This is a genomic window from Aureimonas psammosilenae, assembly GCF_009176975.1.
GTDB classification, from domain to species: domain Bacteria; phylum Pseudomonadota; class Alphaproteobacteria; order Rhizobiales; family Rhizobiaceae; genus Plantimonas; species Plantimonas psammosilenae.
The window spans coordinates 162,587-178,843 of sequence record NZ_WEZG01000004.1; the positions used below are offsets into that span (position 1 = coordinate 162,587).

The window sequence follows — 16,257 nt, forward strand, 5'->3', positions numbered from 1 at the left end:
CGCCAGCAATGGCTTGCGATACCGGGTCGAGCCTATGAGCGAGGTGAGCACTGGAAGCAGCGAAGCGAAAAACGTCGCGCGGAACCGTCCCGGCGGTTTCGACAGCCGCGCCTGGACGGGACCGGAGCCCCAGCCCCCGAAGATCGATCCCCGACCCGCGCGGGCGGCCTTCGCGCAGGCGGGCGGCGCATCGGCGCGGCTGCCGCAGCGCGTCGCCTCCGGCCTCGTCGCGCTCGGCGTGGTTCTGCTTCTCGGGCTGGCGCTTCTTCAGCCTGCGGTTCTCGACCCCTGGCCGGTGCCGGGCTTTGCGCTCGAACGCTTCCGCGAAGGATGGACCGCGTCCGGCCTCGGCGCGCTCATGCCCCTGCCCACATGGACGATCACGGGCAACGACATCCGGGTTCTTCTTCTCGGCCTCACCCTTCTGGCCGCCTCAGCGGGCGTCGTTCTCGCATGGTGCGTGCGCCACGCCCTGGCGAGAGGTTTCGAAGCGGCGGAGTCGGTTGGGCCGCATGCCGTCTTCGTCACCCACCCCGTCGATCTTCTGGCGCCCTTGGCCTGTTTCTGCGTGCTTTCCGCCCCGCTCGGAAGCGGAAGCCTTTCGCTGCTGCTTCTCCTGCTGCTCGGCCTTCTGGCGCGTCTCGTCTCGCGCGCGATGACGGCGATCGCGGAACGGCGCTTTGCCGGGCTGCCCGCCCGCTCGAACCGCGCTTCGCACTGGGACGCCGCCTCGCTCGCGGCGGGCTTCGGGGCGCTGGCCGCCGGCCTCGTCTACGGCTTGTCGGCCTGATCGGCTTGCGCTTCCATCGATCGGAAACCCGATGATCATGATCCTCCTGTTTCCGATCGCTGTCGTCGGCGCTTTTCTGCTCCTCATCGCCCTTCGCCGACGCGCCGGCCGGTGGAGCGCGGCGCGCGGCGGCCCGCTTCTTCTCCTGGCGACGCTCGCCGCGAGCTATCTCGCGGCCTTCGTGATGCTGTATGTCGAGCCCTCTTACGACGACAACGGCTGGCCGGAATACATGGAACTCAGCTATCGCTGGGTCTGGGCGGCGGTTTTCGGCGGCATGTTTTCCCTGGTGACCGTGCCGGCCGCCTTCGCCTTTCGCGCCCTTTGGCTGTGGTGGCGCGACCGGCATCGGAACAAGGGTCCTGCCTGACGACAACCCGAAAGCGCCATGAAGCCGCCCGTGGAGCCCGAACACGAGATGCCGATGCCGCGCAAGTCAACCCGCAAGGCGGCCCGCTCCCGTCCCGTCCCGATCGAGGCGACGAAGAACAAGCCGCTCCTGTTTCTCGTGTCGACGGCGATCCTCCTGACCGGGCTCGGCTTCGCTTATTGGAGCGTCACTGAGATTGCCACGCTCGTCACGTCGTTGCGCGCGGGCGCGCCCGTCGTGGAAACGGTGAGCGCCATGTATCTCCTGCCGGTGCTGGCGCTGGCCTTTCTGGCGGTCGGCACGCTTCTCATGGCCGAACTCTCGTGGCGCCCTTCGGCCGAGCGGGTGGGCACAGCCTTGATGGCCGTGCTTCTGGCCACGATGCTGCTCATCTGCGTGTTCGGGCTGACGGGCGGCATCATGAACTGGCTCCTGATGAGCCGGGCCGGCTACGAGCTTTGCGACACGCGCGCCGGGCTGCGCGTGAGTTGGACGGTTTGGGCGAAGCTCCCCGGCGGCTGCGGCTCTCTCCCAGCCACGTGAGCGCGGCACCGGCGGGATCGGAGCGTCTCGGCCGCCCGTGGGAGCGGCCGGGAGTTCGCGACGATCCTCAGTCCCTCGCCGCCCAAAGAAGGCCGCGCCGCACGATGGTCGCCATTTCCGGCACCTGGAACTCAGAAGCGATATGGCCGAGCGAGGAATAAAAGACGCGGCCCTTGCCGTAGCGCCGCTTCCACACCACCGGCATCACGGTTCCCTCGATCCAGTCGGCGTGGTCGCCGGTGAAGCGGGTGGTCGCCAGAACCTCGTTCGAGGGATCCACATGCATGTAATACTGCTCCGAGCGGTAGGCGAAGCTCTCGATCCCCGCCATCACCGCGTCGTCGGGGCGCGTCACGTCCACGCGGTAGTCGATGATGTTGCCGGGATGGGCGACCCACTGCCCGCCCACCATGAACTGGTACTCCGGCTGGTCGCGAAAGGCGTCGGCCATGCCGCCATGATAGCCGCCGAGCCCGACCCCGCCCTTCACGGCCTCGCAGAGGTTCGAGAGTTCCTCCTTCTCGATCTTGGCCATGGTGATGATCGGCACGATCAGCGAAAGGTCGCGGATCGAGGGATCGGCGAAGGCTTCCGTGGTGGTTTCGGTGAAGACGTTGAAGCCTTCCTCGCGCAAGATGTCGCCGACGATGCGCGCGCCGGCCTCGGGCTCGTGCCCGCTCCATCCTCCCCAGACGATCAAAGCTTCCTTCATGACAGGGCCTCCTCCATTTGGTGGCCAAGCGCCGGATGCTCCCGAAGGGGAGCGGGACGCTCGGGCCTCGTTTCGATCTCGATGAACCGGCCGGTCTCAGCCGAGCGCCCGAAGGCCTCCATGACCTCCAGAACGTGCAGCGCCAGCGCCCCGCTCGCGCGGTGCGCGCGGTTCTGCCGGATGGCGGCGGCCATGTCGGCGAGGCCGATCGACCGGTAGTTGCCGTCCGCGAAGGGTTCGGTGACCGCGACCGGCTCCCATTCGCCGCCCTTGCGCAGAAACAGAGGCTCGCCGCCGAAATGGTTGGGATCGGGCACGGTGAGCGAGCCCTCGGTTCCGTAGATTTCGAGCGGCAGATGCTTGTGGCCCGCGACATCGAAGCTCATCGCGACGGTGACCACGGCGCCGTTGGTAAATTGCAGCGCGCCCGCGACATGGGTCGGCACCTCGACGTCGATCATCTGGCCGCGGCGCGGCTCGCTGCCGATCGGGCGCTGGCGGCGCGGTTCCGGCGACAGGCCCGCGACGCGCGCGACCGGCCCCAGAAGGTTGACGAGGTCGGTGATGTAATAAGGGCCCATATCGAGCATCGGCCCGCCGCCCGGCTTGTAGTAGAAGTCCGGATCGGGGTGCCAGCGCTCGTGGCCGGGGCACATGAACACGGCGCTGCCGCCGACCGGCTGGCCGAGATGCCCTTCGTCCACGAAGCGCCGCGCCGCCTGATGGGCCCCGCCGAGAAAGGTGTCGGGCGCGGACCCGACCCGAAGGCCCCGCCGTTCAGCTTCCTCCACGAGGCGCGTCGCGTCGCGAAAGCGGATGCCGAGCGGCTTTTCGCCATAGGCGTGCTTGCCAGCGGCGAGAATCTGAAGGCCCACCTCCACATGGGCGGCGGGGATCGTCAGGTTCAGGACGATCTCGATAGACGGGTCGGCGAGGAGTTCATCCACCGTAACGGCGGGGATGCCGAACTCCGCGCCCCGCGTTTTGGCGGCGTCCAACCGCTGGTCGGCGAGCGCGCGGATGTCGAGAACCGGAAAGCCCTGCGCAGCCTTCAGGTAGGCCGCGCTGATATTGCCGCAGCCGATGATGCCGATGCCGACGGGTTTCATGATCGCGATCCTCCCGAGATCCGTATGCGTTGTCAGGCCGGGCGAACCGGCCCGGTGGTGCCGAAGGGCGAGCCGTAGAGTTCGCGAAGGGCGATTGCCGCCGCGCCTTGCCCCAAGCGGGCGGTGCCTGCCGGCGGCTCGAAGACAAGGGCCGTCACCGCGCGCAAGGGCGCGCTGACCGCTTGCGTGAAGCTCGCGGTGACCGTTTCCCGGAAGGGTGTGCCGAGATGCAGCAGCGAGCCGGTGACGACGATCCGGGGCGGGGCGAAGATGGTCGCGACATTGGCGACGCCGATGCCGATCGCCCGCCCCGCGCGCTCCACCGCGTCGGGCATCTCGGCGCCCGACGGCGCCAGCCGGTCGAGGACGGGACCGAAGCCGAGTCCTGCGTGAACGGCGTCGCGCGCGGCGGGGTCGGTCGCGAGTTCGCTCAAAACCGCCTGCTCGGAGGCGATGTCGACGAGTCGCAGGAGGGAGCCGTCCGCCTTTGCGCCGATTACCAGTTCGCCGATGTCGTGGCTGAGGCCGTGCGCGCCGCGAAACAACTGCCCGTCATGCAGGATGCCGAGGCCGATCGCCTGTTCCAGAAGCACCAGCGCGAAATCCTCCACGTCGCGGCAGCGCCCGAACCAGTGCTCGGCCAGCGCCAGGGCGTTCGCGTCGCTTTCCACGATCGCCGGCACGCCGAGGCGCATCGCCACCGCTTGCCCGAAAAGAACGTCGCGGTCGGCGAAGGTCGGCCCGAACCGCACCAGCCCGCTGCGGAACTCCACCGTTCCGGGCAAGGTGACGCAAAGGCTGCCGATGTCGCCGAGGGTCAGCCCCGCTTCCACGACGACGCGCCGCACCGTGTCCTCCACGAGGTCGGCGACAACCGGCACCGGCTGGCGACGCACCCGCAAGGCGAGTTCCAAGCTGGCGAGGACGTCGCCTTTGAAGTTGGCGACGGCGGCGACGATGCCGTGCGGCCCGATGCGCACGCCGACGACCCGCGCGGCGTTCGGATCGAGCTGCAGCATGACGCGCGGACGGCCGCGCGTCGGCTCGTGGATGCCGCCGAGCGCCACCGGTTGGATGATGCCGTCCTCGATCAGGGCGCCGGTGATCGCCGAAACGGTGGTGGGCGATATCTCGGTGCGGGCCGAGATCTCCACACGCGCGATCGGCCCGTGGCGACGCACGATGTCGAGAATGCGGAAGCGGTTGATCTCCCGCATCAGTTCGGGGTCGCCGGTCTTCATGCCATTCCGGTGATAATTACGGACTGCGAAAAATCAGGATCTTCCCAAGAGCACCCGACCTTGACGGGTGGGGTTAGAAAACCCGCTTTCACGGCGCATCGTACGGGACGGACCTTGACATGAGCAAGTCGTCGAGACCTATTTAATTCCGATATCGAAGAATATGTCGTTCGGGGAGGAACTCCATATGTTATCCATGATCCGAATGGCCACCGTGCGTTCGGTGCCCCGCCACAAGGGCCACCTGTTCGACCTTTTCCTGTTCGACACGGCCGACGGCCACCGCATTCCCATCGACATCAACGGAACGGAACCATCATGACCATCAAGGGTCCGGGCATCTTTCTGGCGCAGTTCGCGGGCGACGCGGCGCCTTTCTCCTCGCTCGACGGCATCTGCGGCTGGGCGGCCGATCTCGGCTACAAAGGCGTCCAGATCCCGACCTGGGATGCGCGCTTGTTCGATCTCGCCAAGGCCTCGGACTCGCAGGACTATTGCGACGAGGTGAAGGGCGTGGTCGAGGGTCATGGCCTCGCGATCACTGAGTTGTCCGCCCATCTGCAAGGCCAGCTCGTCGCCGTTCATCCGGCCTATGACGAACTCTTCGACGGTTTCGCCGCCCCCCATGTGCGCGGCAACCCCAAGGCGCGTCAGGAATGGGCGGTGGATCAGGTCAAGCGCATGGCCACCGCCTCGCGTCGTCTCGGCCTCGGACAGGCCGCCGCCTTTTCCGGGGCGCTGGCCTGGCCCTATGTTTATCCCTGGCCGCAGCGCCCGGCCGGTCTCGTGGAAACGGCCTTCGACGAGTTGGCGAAGCGCTGGCGCCCGATCCTCGACCATTTCGACGAGAACGGCGTCGACGTCTGCTTCGAGATCCATCCCGGCGAGGACCTCCATGACGGCGTCACCTACGAGATGTTCCTGGAGCGCACCGGCAACCATCCGCGCGCCCGGATGCTCTACGACCCCTCGCACTACATCCTGCAAGGCTTGGACTATCTTAGCCATATCGACATCTACCACGAGCGCATCGGCATGTTTCACGTGAAGGACGCCGAGCTGAATCCGGACGGACGCCAGGGTGTCTATGGCGGCTACCAGCCTTGGGCGAACCGCGCCGGCCGTTTCCGCTCGCTCGGCGACGGGCAGGTCGATTTTGCTTCCGTGTTCTCCAAGTTGACGCAATACGGCTTCGAGGGCTGGGCGGTTCTGGAATGGGAATGCGCGATCAAGAGCGCCGAGCAGGGGGCCCGCGAGGGCGCGCCTTTCATCGCCGCCCACATCATCGAGCGGGGCGACAAGGCCTTCGACGATTTCGCGGGTTCGGGCGCCGACGAAGCGGTGAACCGGCGCGCGCTCGGCTTGTCCTGAGATTCAACGGAGACGCTTCAACATGACGATCGAAGCCAGCCGCGCCGACACGGCTGCCGGCCGCATCCGCCTTGGCATGGTGGGCGGCGGTCAGGGGGCCTTTATCGGCGCCGTGCACCGCATCGCGTCGCGCATCGACGACCGCTTCGAGCTCGTGGCGGGGGCCTTGTCCTCCGACCCCGAGCGCGCCCGCGCTTCCGCCGCCGATCTCGGGATCGATCCGGCGCGCGCCTATGGCTCGTTCGCCGAGATGGCTGAGGCCGAGGCGGCGCGGCCGGACGGGATCGAGGTCGTGTCGATCGTGACGCCGAACCACATGCATGTGCCGGCCGCCAAGGCCTTTCTTCAAGCCGGCATCCACGTCATCTGCGACAAGCCGCTATCGATCAGCCTGAGCGAGGGCGAGGAGCTGGCAGCGCTCCTGAAGGGCTCGGACCGGCTCTTCGTTCTCACCCACAACTATACGGGCTATCCGATGATCCGCGAGGCGCGGGCGCGCATCCGGGCCGGCGAGCTTGGCGAGTTGCGCCTCGTCCAGGCGGAGTATCCGCAGGAATGGCTGGCGGAGGCCACCGAAACGCAAGGCTCCAAGCAGGCCGAATGGCGCACCGACCCGGCGCGCTCGGGCGCGGGCGGGTGTATCGGCGACATCGGCACCCACGCCTTCAACCTCGCCTCCTTCGTCACCGGACAGGAGCCTTCCGAGCTTCTGGCGCAGCTCACCACCTTCGTTCCGGGACGGCGGCTGGACGACGACGTGCAGATCCTCCTGCGCTATTCGGGCGGGATGCGGGGCATGCTCTGGGCGAGCCAGGTGGCGGTCGGTCACGAGAACGGGCTGAAGCTGCGCGTCTACGGCACCAAGGGAGGCCTCGAATGGACGCAGGCCGACCCGAACTATCTGTGGGTAAGCCGCCTGGGCGAGCCCAAGCAGCTCGTCACCCGCAACGGCGCGGGGTCCGGCCCCGACAGCCGCCGGGTTTCGCGCATTCCGTCGGGACACCCCGAGGGCTATCTCGAAGGCTTCGCCAACGTCTACACCGAGGCGGCCGACGCCATCGTCGCCGCACGCAAGGGCGAGCGGTCGCCGTCCGCCGACCTGCCGGGCATCGAAGCCGGACTTGCCGGCATGCAGTTCATCGAAACGGCCGTGCGTTCCAGCCGCAACGGATGCACCTGGGAACCTCTCGGCGGTTCCGGCGCGTAAACGGCGGAGCAACCCCGCCGATCCTGCTTCGCGGCTGGGGTCGGCAGGCTTGCGCCATTCGTTTTTGTGGACGGCATGAAGAGATTCACGCGTCCACTGGCAATATGAGTGATATCCCTCCCGTGCCGGGCTCTCGATGTCCGATCCGTTTGGAAGGACACCTCCTATGCCCGAAAAGACGCTGTTCATCGTCCAGCAATTCGAACGTCGCGGCAAGAAGCTGACCGCCGGCCGGTCGGTCGAGTACCGGACGGCGGACGAGGCGATCGCCCGTGCCGGACGGGACTCGGAGAAGTTCGCCGGCGTCGTCGCCCTGACGATGACGATCGACACCGATACCGGCGAGGTTCTCGAAGAGCCGAAGGTGCTGGCGAAACACGGCGAGGTCGGCAAGGAATTCCAGGAGGAATAACCAGGGTCTCGGACCCAGGACAGGTTTCTTGCTCCTTGCCGGAAGGCATGCACTGCCCTCCGGATAGATCCCCGAGGGGCCTATTCGTTTGCTCGATCCGATCCCCTAGAAAATCGCTGACGCGCCGAGCGCACCGTTGTCGGACAAGCGACGGTGCGAAGGATACCGCGCGCAGGCGACGGGAAGTGGTCGCGCGTCAGCGGACGCGCCGCGCCGCGCCGCGCCGCGCCGAAGCGCAACCCTTCCGAGTTTCACTCACACGCAAAAATTGCCGCCGGAATGATGCACTGCACCAAATCGGGCAGGCTACGCATTTGCCGTGTTGACGGGCAGGAAAATGCCTGCACAATAACTAGGGAACTTATTCCACAACTGTGAAACGAGGTTTCGATGCGGATTGCCTGCCTGCTAACCGCCTTTTCGGTGACCCTCCTGAGTTCCACGGTTTGGGCGCAAACGGATGCCCCGCAGCGCGGCGGCGTGATCGATGTCGCCACCATCGGTGAGCCGCCGACGCTCGATCCCATGGCCTCCACCGCCGACCTCGTCGGCATCGTCTCGCAGCACATCTTCGAAACGCTCTACACTTTCGGCAGCGACTGGAGCGTCGTGCCGCTTCTGGCTGAAACCCTGCCGGAGATTTCGGACGGCGGGCGCGTCTACACGATCAAGCTGCGCCAGGGCATCACCTTCCACGACGGCTCGGCCATGGACTCGGCCGATGTCCTGGCTTCGCTCAAGCGCTGGCAGGCGACCGCCTCGCGCGGCCAGCAGGCCGCCAAGCACATCGCCTCGATCGAGGCCGTCGACCCCGCCACGGTGCGCATCACCTTGAAGGAGCCCTTCGCGCCGCTCCTGTCGCTTCTGGCCTTCAACAATTCCGCCGCCGTGGTTCTGCCGGAAGAAAACGCGGCGGTGCCGATGGAAAAGCCGGTCGGCACCGGGCCCTACAAGCTCGGCGAGCGCCGGCCCGACCAATATATCCAGCTCCTGCGTTTCGGTGGCTACAAGCCGCGTGGCGATGCCGCGAACGGCTATGGCGGCGCGCGCCACCAATATCTCGACGAAATCCGCTTCGTGCCCGTGCCCGATCCCAATACGCGTGTGGAAGGCGCGGTCGCCGGCCAGTTCGCCTATGCCGATTCCATTCCCGTGGAGTCCGTCGGGCGATTAGAGGGCGGCAAGACCGAAGCCGTGACGCTGAGGCCCTTCGGCTGGCCGGTCTTCGTGATGAACACCAAGCAGGGCCTCCTGTCGGATGTCGCCAAGCGCCGCGCCGTGCTGACGGCCCTCAACCCCGAAGACCTCCTGATCGCCGGCTTCGGCTCGGCCGACTTCTATGCCGTCGACGGCTCGCTCTACCCGGAAGGCTACAACTGGCACAGCGGGGAAGGCGTTTCGGCTTACGGCAAGGGCGACCCGGAAGAAGCGGCGGCGGCCTTGAAAGCGGCGGGCTACGACGGCGCCACGCCGCTGCGCATCCTCACCAGCCGGCAATACGAGTTCCACTACAAGATGGCCGAGGTCGCGGCCGAATATCTGCGCCAAGCGGGCCTTCAGGTGCAGCTCGACGTGGTGGACTGGGCGACGCTCACCCAGCGGCGCCAGGACCCTGCGCTGTGGGACATCTTCATTTCCCACTCTCCCTTCCTGCCCGAGCCCTCGCTGATCGGCGTGATGCAGGATTCCTCGCCCGGCTGGTGGGTGTCGGACGCCAAGACTAAAGCGCTCGAGGCGTTCAATCGAGAGTCCGACCCTGCCAAGCGCGCCGCGCTCTTCGGGGACGTCCAGAAGGTCTTCTATGACGAGGTGCCCGCCTTCAAGGTCGGCGACTTCAACGCGGTCGCGGCGAAATCCCCGGCGCTTCACGACGTAACGCCCGCCCCTTGGCCGTATTTCTGGAACGCGTGGCTTTCGCGCTGATCCAGCCGCTACGCCCGTCAGGAACGCTTCCGGCCTCGAAGGGGGCCAAGCGTTCCGACCACCGCCGCCGCCGCGCCGAGGGACCTATGATCCGCACCATCGCCCACCGCCTCCTCGGCATGCTGGTCGTCATGCTGATGGTCGTCACCATCGTCTTCGTGATCGTTCGCGTGACGCCTGGCGACCCGGCGGCCGTGATGCTGGGGCCGGACGCGACGCAGGCCGACATCGCGGCCTTGCGCTCGCAGCTCGGCCTCGACCGTCCGCTTCTCGTGCAATATGTCCAGTATCTCGCCGATGTGGTGCGCGGCGATTTCGGCCAGTCGATCTTTCTCGGCCAGCCGGTTCTGTCGGCGCTGGCCGACCGGGCCGAGCCGACCTTCTTTCTCACCCTGTTCTCGCTCGGCCTCGCCGTCGCCATCGCGCTGCCGATCGGCATCTATTCGGCCTATCGGCGCGGCTCCCTGTTCGATCAGGCGGCCACAACGCTCGCCATGCTGGCCGCCAGCATCCCGAGCTTCTGGCTCGGCCTCATCCTGATCCAGTTCTTCGCCGTGCGGCTCGGCTGGTTTCCGACCTCCGGCTACGGGGGTCCGGGGGCGAGCTTCGCGGAACGGATGAGCCATCTGGTTCTGCCGTCCGTGGCGCTCGGGATCGTGTCCTCCGCTCTCATCATCCGCTTCACGAGAGCTTCCATGCTGGACGTCCTCAACGACGACTATGTCCGCACCGCCCGCTCCAAGGGCATGGGCGAGGCGCGCGTCGTGGTGCGCCATGCCTTGAAGAACGCCCTGATCCCGATCCTCACCGTGATCGGCCTGACGGCGGCGCTTCTGGTTTCCGGCGCGGTGGTGACGGAGACCGTGTTCAGCCTGCCGGGCGTCGGCAATCTCGTGGTGAACGCCGTTCTGCGCCGCGATTATCCGGTGATCCAGGGCGCGCTTCTCGTGATCGCGGGTCTCTACGTTCTCATCAACTTCGCGATCGACATGCTCTACATCATCGTCGACCCGAGGGTGCGGTACTGATGGCCGCGGTCGCATCCGCCGCCGTCGGGGCAGCGCCGGGCGGGGCCGGCCAGATCCTTCGCGCCCTTCTTCGGCGCAAGGCCGTGCTCCTCGGCCTTCTGGTTCTTCTCGCCATCCTGCTTCTCGCCGTGTTCGGCCCGTGGCTTTCGCCTTATTCGCCGTCGCGCTTGTCGCTGGCGAGCCGCCTGCGGCCGCCCTCCGGGGTCAACATCCTCGGCACCGACGATTTCGGCCGCGACGTCTTCACGAGGCTTGCCGTCGCTGGCCGCTTGTCGCTTTTGGTCGGCTTTTCGGTGGTCGTGGTGTCGAGCCTCATCGGCGTGACGCTCGGGCTTCTCGCCGGCTTCTTCCGCCGCCTCGACACGCCGCTCGCCCGGCTGATCGACGCGATGATGGCCTTTCCGGACATCCTTCTCGCTATCGCCCTCGTGTCGGCGCTCGGGCCGTCCGTGGTGAATGTCGTGGCCGCGCTCGGCATCGTCTACGCGCCGCGCCTCGCCCGCATCGTGCGCGCTTCGACGCTGGTGATCCGCGAGCTTCCTTATGTCGAGGCCGCCCGCGCGCTCGGCGTCTCGACGCCCCGCATCATGACGCGCCACGTCTTGCGCAACCTCCTGTCGCCGATCCTCGTCCAGGGCACCTTCATCTTCGCCAGCGCCATGCTGGCGGAAGCGGGGCTCTCGTTTCTCGGCGTCGGCGTGTCGCCGAGCGTGCCGACCTGGGGAACCATGATCGCGCAAGGGCGCCAGTATCTCGACCAAGCCCCTTGGATTCTGTTCTTCCCGGGGCTCGCCATCGTTCTCGCCGTTCTGTCGCTGCAACTCGTCGGCGACGGCTTGCGCGACCTCCTCGATCCCCGTCTTGCCAAGGATATCTGAATCCGTGGACGATCAAGCTCTTCTCATCCGCAACGTGCGCCCCGTCGGCTTCACGCCAGGCTCGGCCCCTCAAGGCCACACCGACATCCTCGTCGGCACGGACGGGCGCATCGCCGCCGTCGGCCCGTCCCTCATCGCCCCGCCGGGTGCGCGCGCGATCGACGGGGCGGGAGGTTTCGTGTCGCCCGGCTGGACCGATCTCCACGCCCATGTCTGGCATGGCGGCACGGACATCTCGATCCGCCCGAAGCTCGCCGGCCTTCAGCGCGGCGTCACCACGATCGTCGACGCGGGCTCGGCGGGCGAGGCCAATTTCCACGGCTTTCGCGAATACATCATCGAGCCGGCGCAAGAGCGCATCCTCGCCTTCCTCAATATCGGCTCGATCGGCCTCGTCGCCTGCAACCGGGTGAGCGAGCTCATCGACATCCGCTCCATCGACATCGACCGTACGCTTGCCGTGGTGGAAGCCAATCGCGACCTCATCGTCGGCATCAAGTGCCGGGCGAGCCATGTGATCCTTGGCTCCTGGGGCATCACGCCGGTGAAGGTCGCGGTGAAGGTCGCCAAGATTTTGAAGCTGCCGATGATGATCCATGTCGGCGAGCCGCCGCCGACCTACGACGAGATCCTCGAACTCCTGCGCCCCGCGACGTCATCACCCATTGCTTCAACGGCAAGGCCGGCGGTTCGATCGTCGAGGACGACGACCTTTGGGACCTCGTCGTGAAATGCGCCGACAAGGGCATCCGGCTCGATGTCGGGCACGGCGGGGCGTCCTTTTCCTTCAAGGTCGCCGAGATCGCGATCGAGCGTGGCCTCCTGCCCTTCTCCATCTCCACCGACCTCCACGACCATTCCCTGAACGGGCCGGTCTGGGACATGGCGACCACCATGTCGAAGCTCCTGTCGGTCGGCATGCCCTTCGAGGCCGTCGTCACCGCCTCCACCACCGCGCCGATGTCGGCCGTGGGCCTTTCGACCAGCGATCTCTTGAGCGTCGGCACGAAGGCCGAACTGACCGTGTTCGACCTCGTGGATAGCGATCTGAAGGTGCGGGACTCGCAAGGCGCGCTCGCCACCCTTCACCGGATGTTCGAGCCTCACCACGCGATCCGGGGCACGGTGCATGTGCGCGCTTCGCGCCATATGCCGAAGGAAGGCGAGGCCAAGGTCTGCACCTGCGGGGCGCACGCCTGATGGCGGAGCCCCTCGCCCCCGACACGCTGCTTTCGGTGCGCGATCTCCAAACGCATTTCGTGTCGCGCTCGCAGGTGGCCAAATCCGTGGACGGCGTGACCTTCGACCTGAAGCGCGGCGAAACCGTCGCGGTGGTCGGGGAATCGGGCTCGGGCAAATCGGTGACGAGCCTGTCGATCATGCGGCTTCTGGCCCATCCCGGCCGCATCGTCGGGGGCGAAATCCTCTACCGCGACCGCAAGGGCGGCGTGCGCGATCTCGCCCAAGCCAGCCCCCGTGAGATGCGGGCGCTTCGCGGCACCGAGATCGCCATGATCTTTCAGGAGCCGATGACGAGCCTCAACCCGCTCTTCACCGTCGGCGACCAGATCGCCGAGATGATCCTTGTTCACGAGCGGATCGGGCGCGCGGCGGCGATGGACCGGGCGGGCGAGATGCTGGAACTCGTGGAGATTCCGGCGGCGCGCCGACGCCTCCATGATTACCCGCACCATATGTCGGGCGGCATGCGCCAGCGCGTGATGATCGCGCTGGCGCTGGCCAACAAGCCCTCGCTTCTTATCGCCGACGAGCCGACCACCGCGCTCGACGTGACGATCCAGGCGCAGATCCTCGATCTCTTGCGCAAGCTCCAGCGCGAAATGGGCATGAGCATCCTGTTCATCACCCACAATCTCGGCGTCGTCGCGGAGATCGCTCAACAAGTGGTGGTGATGTATGCGGGCCGCGTGGTGGAGCAGGCCCCGGTCCGCGACCTCTTCGCCCGGCCCAAACACCCCTATACGGAAGGGCTTCTGGCCTCGACGCCGAACGCTGCCCGCGACATCGCGCCCGACGGAACGCGCCGTCCGCTGGTGCCCATACCCGGCAGCGTGCCCTCGATCACAGCCCTGCCGCCCGGCTGCACCTATGCGCCGCGCTGCCGCTACGCCGCCCCGAAATGCACGACAACCGTGCCGCCGCTCTTCACGGTCGGCCCCGCCCATCTCAGCCGCTGCCTGAGGCACGAACTTCTATGAGCGCGCTTGCCCGAACCCGTCCCGAAACGGCTGCTCCGATCCTCGAGGTGGAGGACCTGAAGACGCACTTCCCGCTGCCCCACGGCACGGTGCGCGCGGTGGACGGCGTGTCCTTCACCGTGCGGCGTGGCTCGGTCGTCGGGCTCGTCGGCGAGTCCGGCTCCGGCAAGACCACGGTCGGGCGCTCGATCCTCCGGCTCGTCGAACCGACCGGGGGCGCGGCGCGCTTCGAAGGGCGGGACCTCCTGCGGCTCAGCCCCAAGGAGATGCGCGGCTATCGCCGTCGCCTCCAGATCATCTTTCAGGACCCTTATTCCTCGCTGAACCCGCGCATGCGCGTCGGGGCGATCCTCGCCGAGGCGCTCGACACGCACGGTCTCGCGAGAGGTCCGGCGCGGGCGGGACGCATCGCCGAGCTTCTCACCCGCGTCGGCCTCCAACCCGAACACGCGCGGCGCTTCCCGCATGAATTCTCCGGCGGCCAGCGCCAGCGCATCGGCATCGCCCGCGCGCTGGCCGTGGAGCCCGATCTGATCGTCGCCGACGAGCCGGTCTCGGCGCTCGACGTTTCGGTGCAGGCGCAGATCCTGAACCTCCTGCAGGAACTGCAGCGCGAGTTCGGGCTCACCATGCTCTTCGTCGCGCACGACCTTTCCGTGGTGGAATATCTCTGCGACGAGGTGGTGGTGATGTATCTCGGGCGCGTCATGGAGCGGGGCCCGAGCCGCGAGGTCTACCGCCGCCCGCGCCACCCCTATACCAAGGCGCTGATCGCCACCGCGCCGGTTCCCGACCCGACATCCAAGCGCGACCGACCCATCCTCAAGGGCGACATCCCGAGTCCGATCGACCCGCCGTCCGGCTGCGTCTTTCGCACGCGCTGCCCTCATGCCGAGGCGGTCTGCGCGCAAACACGCCCGCCCGAGGAAGAACTCGGCCCCGGCCACTTCGCCGCCTGCCTGCGCCAAAGCGATCTTGCCGCCGCCGGCCTTCTTTGAGCCGGCCCCTCCCCTTTCCGGAGTTCCCCATCTTGTCCTTCGCTGAAAGCGCCGCTTCGCCGGCCGCCTCCGATCCAGAGCCGCTTGTGCGTCTCGCGGCGCTCGGGATCGTCCTGCCCCCCGCCCCGCCGCCCGTCGCCAATTTCGTGACGCACGTTCTGGAAGGAAAGCTCCTTTACCTTTCCGGGCAGGGCCCGCGCGAAGCAAACGGGCGCATGCATACCGGCAAGGTCGGCGCCGATGTCACGGTGGAGGCGGCCTATGCCCATGCCCGGCTGACCGGGATCAATCTTCTGGCCGTGATGCAGGACGCGCTCGGCGACCTTTCGCGCGTGCGCCGGGTGGTGAAGCTCCTCGGCATGGTGAATGCCGAGCCCGACTTCGCCGAGCATCCCGCGATCATCAACGGCTGCTCGGACCTCTTCGTCGAGGTCTTCGGCGCGGCCGGACACCATGCCCGCTCGGCCGTCGGTTTCGGCTCGCTGCCCGGCCGCATCACCGTCGAGATCGAGGCGATCGTCGCGATCGATTAAAAGCGTGCGCTCAAGGATGCCTTGCCCAGCCGAGCCGCGTTTCGATCCGCGCCGCCGCTTCGCGCACCGCGCCGGCATAGCGTTCACGCGCCTGCTCGACCTTGAAGTCCGGCAGAACGACGGAGATGGTGGCGTTGCAGGCACCATTGCGGTCCACGATGGGAGCTGCGACGCAGGCCACCGAATAAGCGGACTCGCCCGCCTGGATCGACAAACGGTCGCTGAGCGCTGCGGCGGCCTGGCTGGCGAGCGTTTCGGCGTCGGTTTCGGCGCGGCCCGTGGGGGACACGGTGGAACAATGCCGAAACAGCGCGATCCGCTCCTCGTCCGGCAGGTGACCGGCCAGAAGCCGGCCGGACGCCACCCAGTTCAACGGCACGCGCGAGCCGACGCGCGAGGTGACCTGGAAGTGGTCGCGCCCTTCCGCCATGGCGAGCACCACCATCATGTCCGCGTCGCGCCCGCAGATCTGGATCGTCTCGCCGAGCTGGCGGTTGAGATCCATCATCTCTTCCTTGGCGATCGCCATCAGGTCGATCGAGCGTTCGTAGGCCAGCCCGTAATGGTAGAGGCGGGGTCCGAGCCAGATCGAGCCTTCCTCGCCGCGCACCAGAAGACCCTTGCCGACGAGGTCCTCCACGATCGTATAGATCGTGGACAGCGGCGCACTGATCGAATGGGCAAGGTCGTAGGCCGTCGCCGGGCGCCCCGTGTCGCGCAACTGATCCAGAATCTGCAGGATGCGGTCGATGCCGCTGACGCGCGAGCGCCGCGCCGGCCGCTCGGCCTCCCCGCCCTCGCCCGCTTCCTCCGATGCCGCCACCTTCACGTTCATGCCCTTGATCTTCACCCAGCCGGAGCGATCCCATCGCCCGATCATATCGGCCGCCCGCTCCCCGTCCAACCACCTTCGCAATCGAGAG

17 protein-coding genes and 1 pseudogene are annotated in these 16,257 nt (G+C 67.3%); 14 read left to right on the top strand and 4 right to left on the bottom strand.

Annotated features, from left to right (window positions below; all coding sequences use genetic code 11):
• Positions 1 to 43: 43 nt before the first annotated feature.
• From F9929_RS09490 to F9929_RS09500, 3 genes are read left to right on the top strand one after another with little or no spacing between them, the layout of a single operon-like run.
• Positions 44 to 790 (top strand): hypothetical protein, encoded by a 747-nt coding sequence (locus F9929_RS09490; RefSeq protein ID WP_152046322.1) that lies wholly within the window; start codon positions 44 to 46, stop codon positions 788 to 790.
• A 31-nt stretch (positions 791 to 821) separates the two neighbouring features.
• The gene (locus tag F9929_RS09495; protein ID WP_152046323.1) at positions 822 to 1,160 is read left to right on the top strand and encodes a hypothetical protein; all 339 of its coding nucleotides are present in this window, start codon (positions 822 to 824) and stop codon (positions 1,158 to 1,160) included.
• A gap of 18 nt (positions 1,161 to 1,178) precedes the next feature.
• Entirely contained in the window at positions 1,179 to 1,703 is a 525-nt protein-coding gene (locus tag F9929_RS09500) for a hypothetical protein (RefSeq protein ID WP_235919160.1), read from the top strand.
• Positions 1,704 to 1,770: 67 nt separating this feature from the next.
• On the opposite strand, the gene F9929_RS09505 is transcribed toward F9929_RS09500, so the two are convergent.
• The 3 genes from F9929_RS09505 to F9929_RS09515 are packed head-to-tail and all read right to left on the bottom strand — an operon-like array spanning position 1,771 to position 4,765.
• Positions 1,771 to 2,415 carry a ThuA domain-containing protein gene (locus F9929_RS09505; protein ID WP_152046324.1) on the bottom strand — a complete coding sequence of 215 codons (645 nt, stop codon included), beginning with the start codon at positions 2,413 to 2,415 and terminating at the stop codon, positions 1,771 to 1,773.
• Positions 2,412 to 3,524 carry a Gfo/Idh/MocA family protein gene (locus F9929_RS09510; RefSeq protein WP_152046325.1) on the bottom strand — a complete coding sequence of 371 codons (1,113 nt, stop codon included), beginning with the start codon at positions 3,522 to 3,524 and terminating at the stop codon, positions 2,412 to 2,414. Before F9929_RS09510 ends, F9929_RS09505 begins: the two co-directional genes overlap by 4 nt.
• Positions 3,525 to 3,556: 32 nt before the next feature.
• Positions 3,557 to 4,765 carry an ROK family transcriptional regulator gene (locus F9929_RS09515; RefSeq protein ID WP_152046326.1) on the bottom strand — a complete coding sequence of 403 codons (1,209 nt, stop codon included), beginning with the start codon at positions 4,763 to 4,765 and terminating at the stop codon, positions 3,557 to 3,559.
• A gap of 187 nt (positions 4,766 to 4,952) precedes the next feature.
• Here F9929_RS09515 and F9929_RS24675 point away from each other — a divergent pair, with 187 nt between their 5' ends.
• The 11 genes and pseudogenes from F9929_RS24675 to F9929_RS09565 all read left to right on the top strand — a co-directional run bounded on the left by F9929_RS24675 (position 4,953) and on the right by F9929_RS09565 (position 15,334).
• Positions 4,953 to 5,087 carry a hypothetical protein gene (locus tag F9929_RS24675; RefSeq protein ID WP_268915645.1) on the top strand — a complete coding sequence of 45 codons (135 nt, stop codon included), beginning with the start codon at positions 4,953 to 4,955 and terminating at the stop codon, positions 5,085 to 5,087.
• Complete coding sequence (locus F9929_RS09520; RefSeq protein WP_152046327.1) at positions 5,081 to 6,136, top strand: sugar phosphate isomerase/epimerase family protein; 1,056 nt, start codon at positions 5,081 to 5,083, stop codon at positions 6,134 to 6,136. The genes F9929_RS24675 and F9929_RS09520 overlap by 7 nt, the downstream gene beginning before the upstream one ends.
• Positions 6,137 to 6,158: 22 nt before the next feature.
• Positions 6,159 to 7,343 carry a Gfo/Idh/MocA family protein gene (locus F9929_RS09525; RefSeq protein ID WP_152046328.1) on the top strand — a complete coding sequence of 395 codons (1,185 nt, stop codon included), beginning with the start codon at positions 6,159 to 6,161 and terminating at the stop codon, positions 7,341 to 7,343.
• Between the two features lie 166 nt (positions 7,344 to 7,509).
• Positions 7,510 to 7,755, top strand: a complete 246-nt coding sequence (locus tag F9929_RS09530; RefSeq protein WP_152046329.1) for a hypothetical protein — start codon at positions 7,510 to 7,512, stop codon at positions 7,753 to 7,755.
• A gap of 390 nt (positions 7,756 to 8,145) precedes the next feature.
• A complete protein-coding gene (locus tag F9929_RS09535) occupies positions 8,146 to 9,678 on the top strand; it encodes an ABC transporter substrate-binding protein (RefSeq protein WP_152046330.1) in 1,533 nt (510 codons plus the stop codon).
• A gap of 86 nt (positions 9,679 to 9,764) precedes the next feature.
• Positions 9,765 to 10,706, top strand: a complete 942-nt coding sequence (locus tag F9929_RS09540; protein WP_193227677.1) for an ABC transporter permease — start codon at positions 9,765 to 9,767, stop codon at positions 10,704 to 10,706.
• A complete protein-coding gene (locus tag F9929_RS09545) occupies positions 10,706 to 11,584 on the top strand; it encodes an ABC transporter permease (RefSeq protein ID WP_152046331.1) in 879 nt (292 codons plus the stop codon). The genes F9929_RS09540 and F9929_RS09545 overlap by 1 nt, the downstream gene beginning before the upstream one ends.
• Positions 11,577 to 12,784: pseudogene (locus F9929_RS09550) on the top strand (amidohydrolase/deacetylase family metallohydrolase). The gene F9929_RS09545 and the pseudogene F9929_RS09550 overlap by 8 nt, the downstream one beginning before the upstream one ends.
• Positions 12,784 to 13,803: an ABC transporter ATP-binding protein gene (locus F9929_RS09555; protein WP_152046332.1), complete on the top strand. Its 1,020-nt coding sequence runs from the start codon at positions 12,784 to 12,786 to the stop codon at positions 13,801 to 13,803. The pseudogene F9929_RS09550 and the gene F9929_RS09555 overlap by 1 nt, the downstream one beginning before the upstream one ends.
• Positions 13,800 to 14,801, top strand: a complete 1,002-nt coding sequence (locus F9929_RS09560) for an ABC transporter ATP-binding protein (protein WP_152046333.1) — start codon at positions 13,800 to 13,802, stop codon at positions 14,799 to 14,801. The genes F9929_RS09555 and F9929_RS09560 overlap by 4 nt, the downstream gene beginning before the upstream one ends.
• Before the next feature lie 32 nt (positions 14,802 to 14,833).
• Positions 14,834 to 15,334, top strand: coding sequence for a RidA family protein (locus F9929_RS09565; RefSeq protein WP_152046334.1), 501 nt, complete (start codon positions 14,834 to 14,836; stop codon positions 15,332 to 15,334).
• Between the two features lie 10 nt (positions 15,335 to 15,344).
• On the opposite strand, the gene F9929_RS09570 is transcribed toward F9929_RS09565, so the two are convergent.
• On the bottom strand, positions 15,345 to 16,214 hold the full coding sequence (locus F9929_RS09570) for an IclR family transcriptional regulator (RefSeq protein WP_407922217.1): 870 nt from the start codon (positions 16,212 to 16,214) through the stop codon (positions 15,345 to 15,347).
• Between the last annotated feature and the right edge of the window lie 43 nt (positions 16,215 to 16,257).

Bases quoted from the DNA above. Each gene is read 5' to 3' on its own strand.
- F9929_RS09495 (WP_152046323.1), top strand. From the start codon at position 822: ATGATCATGATCCTCCTGTTTCCGATCGCTGTCGTCGGCGCTTTTCTG.
- F9929_RS09500 (WP_235919160.1), top strand. From the start codon at position 1,179: ATGAAGCCGCCCGTGGAGCCCGAACACGAGATGCCGATGCCGCGCAAG.
- F9929_RS09505 (WP_152046324.1), bottom strand. From the start codon at position 2,415: ATGAAGGAAGCTTTGATCGTCTGGGGAGGATGGAGCGGGCACGAGCCC.
- F9929_RS09510 (WP_152046325.1), bottom strand. From the start codon at position 3,524: ATGAAACCCGTCGGCATCGGCATCATCGGCTGCGGCAATATCAGCGCG.
- F9929_RS09515 (WP_152046326.1), bottom strand. From the start codon at position 4,765: ATGAAGACCGGCGACCCCGAACTGATGCGGGAGATCAACCGCTTCCGC.
- F9929_RS24675 (WP_268915645.1), top strand. From the start codon at position 4,953: ATGTTATCCATGATCCGAATGGCCACCGTGCGTTCGGTGCCCCGCCAC.
- F9929_RS09525 (WP_152046328.1), top strand. From the start codon at position 6,159: ATGACGATCGAAGCCAGCCGCGCCGACACGGCTGCCGGCCGCATCCGC.
- F9929_RS09530 (WP_152046329.1), top strand. From the start codon at position 7,510: ATGCCCGAAAAGACGCTGTTCATCGTCCAGCAATTCGAACGTCGCGGC.
- F9929_RS09535 (WP_152046330.1), top strand. From the start codon at position 8,146: ATGCGGATTGCCTGCCTGCTAACCGCCTTTTCGGTGACCCTCCTGAGT.
- F9929_RS09540 (WP_193227677.1), top strand. From the start codon at position 9,765: ATGATCCGCACCATCGCCCACCGCCTCCTCGGCATGCTGGTCGTCATG.
- F9929_RS09545 (WP_152046331.1), top strand. From the start codon at position 10,706: ATGGCCGCGGTCGCATCCGCCGCCGTCGGGGCAGCGCCGGGCGGGGCC.
- F9929_RS09555 (WP_152046332.1), top strand. From the start codon at position 12,784: ATGGCGGAGCCCCTCGCCCCCGACACGCTGCTTTCGGTGCGCGATCTC.
- F9929_RS09560 (WP_152046333.1), top strand. From the start codon at position 13,800: ATGAGCGCGCTTGCCCGAACCCGTCCCGAAACGGCTGCTCCGATCCTC.
- F9929_RS09570 (WP_407922217.1), bottom strand. From the start codon at position 16,214: ATGATCGGGCGATGGGATCGCTCCGGCTGGGTGAAGATCAAGGGCATG.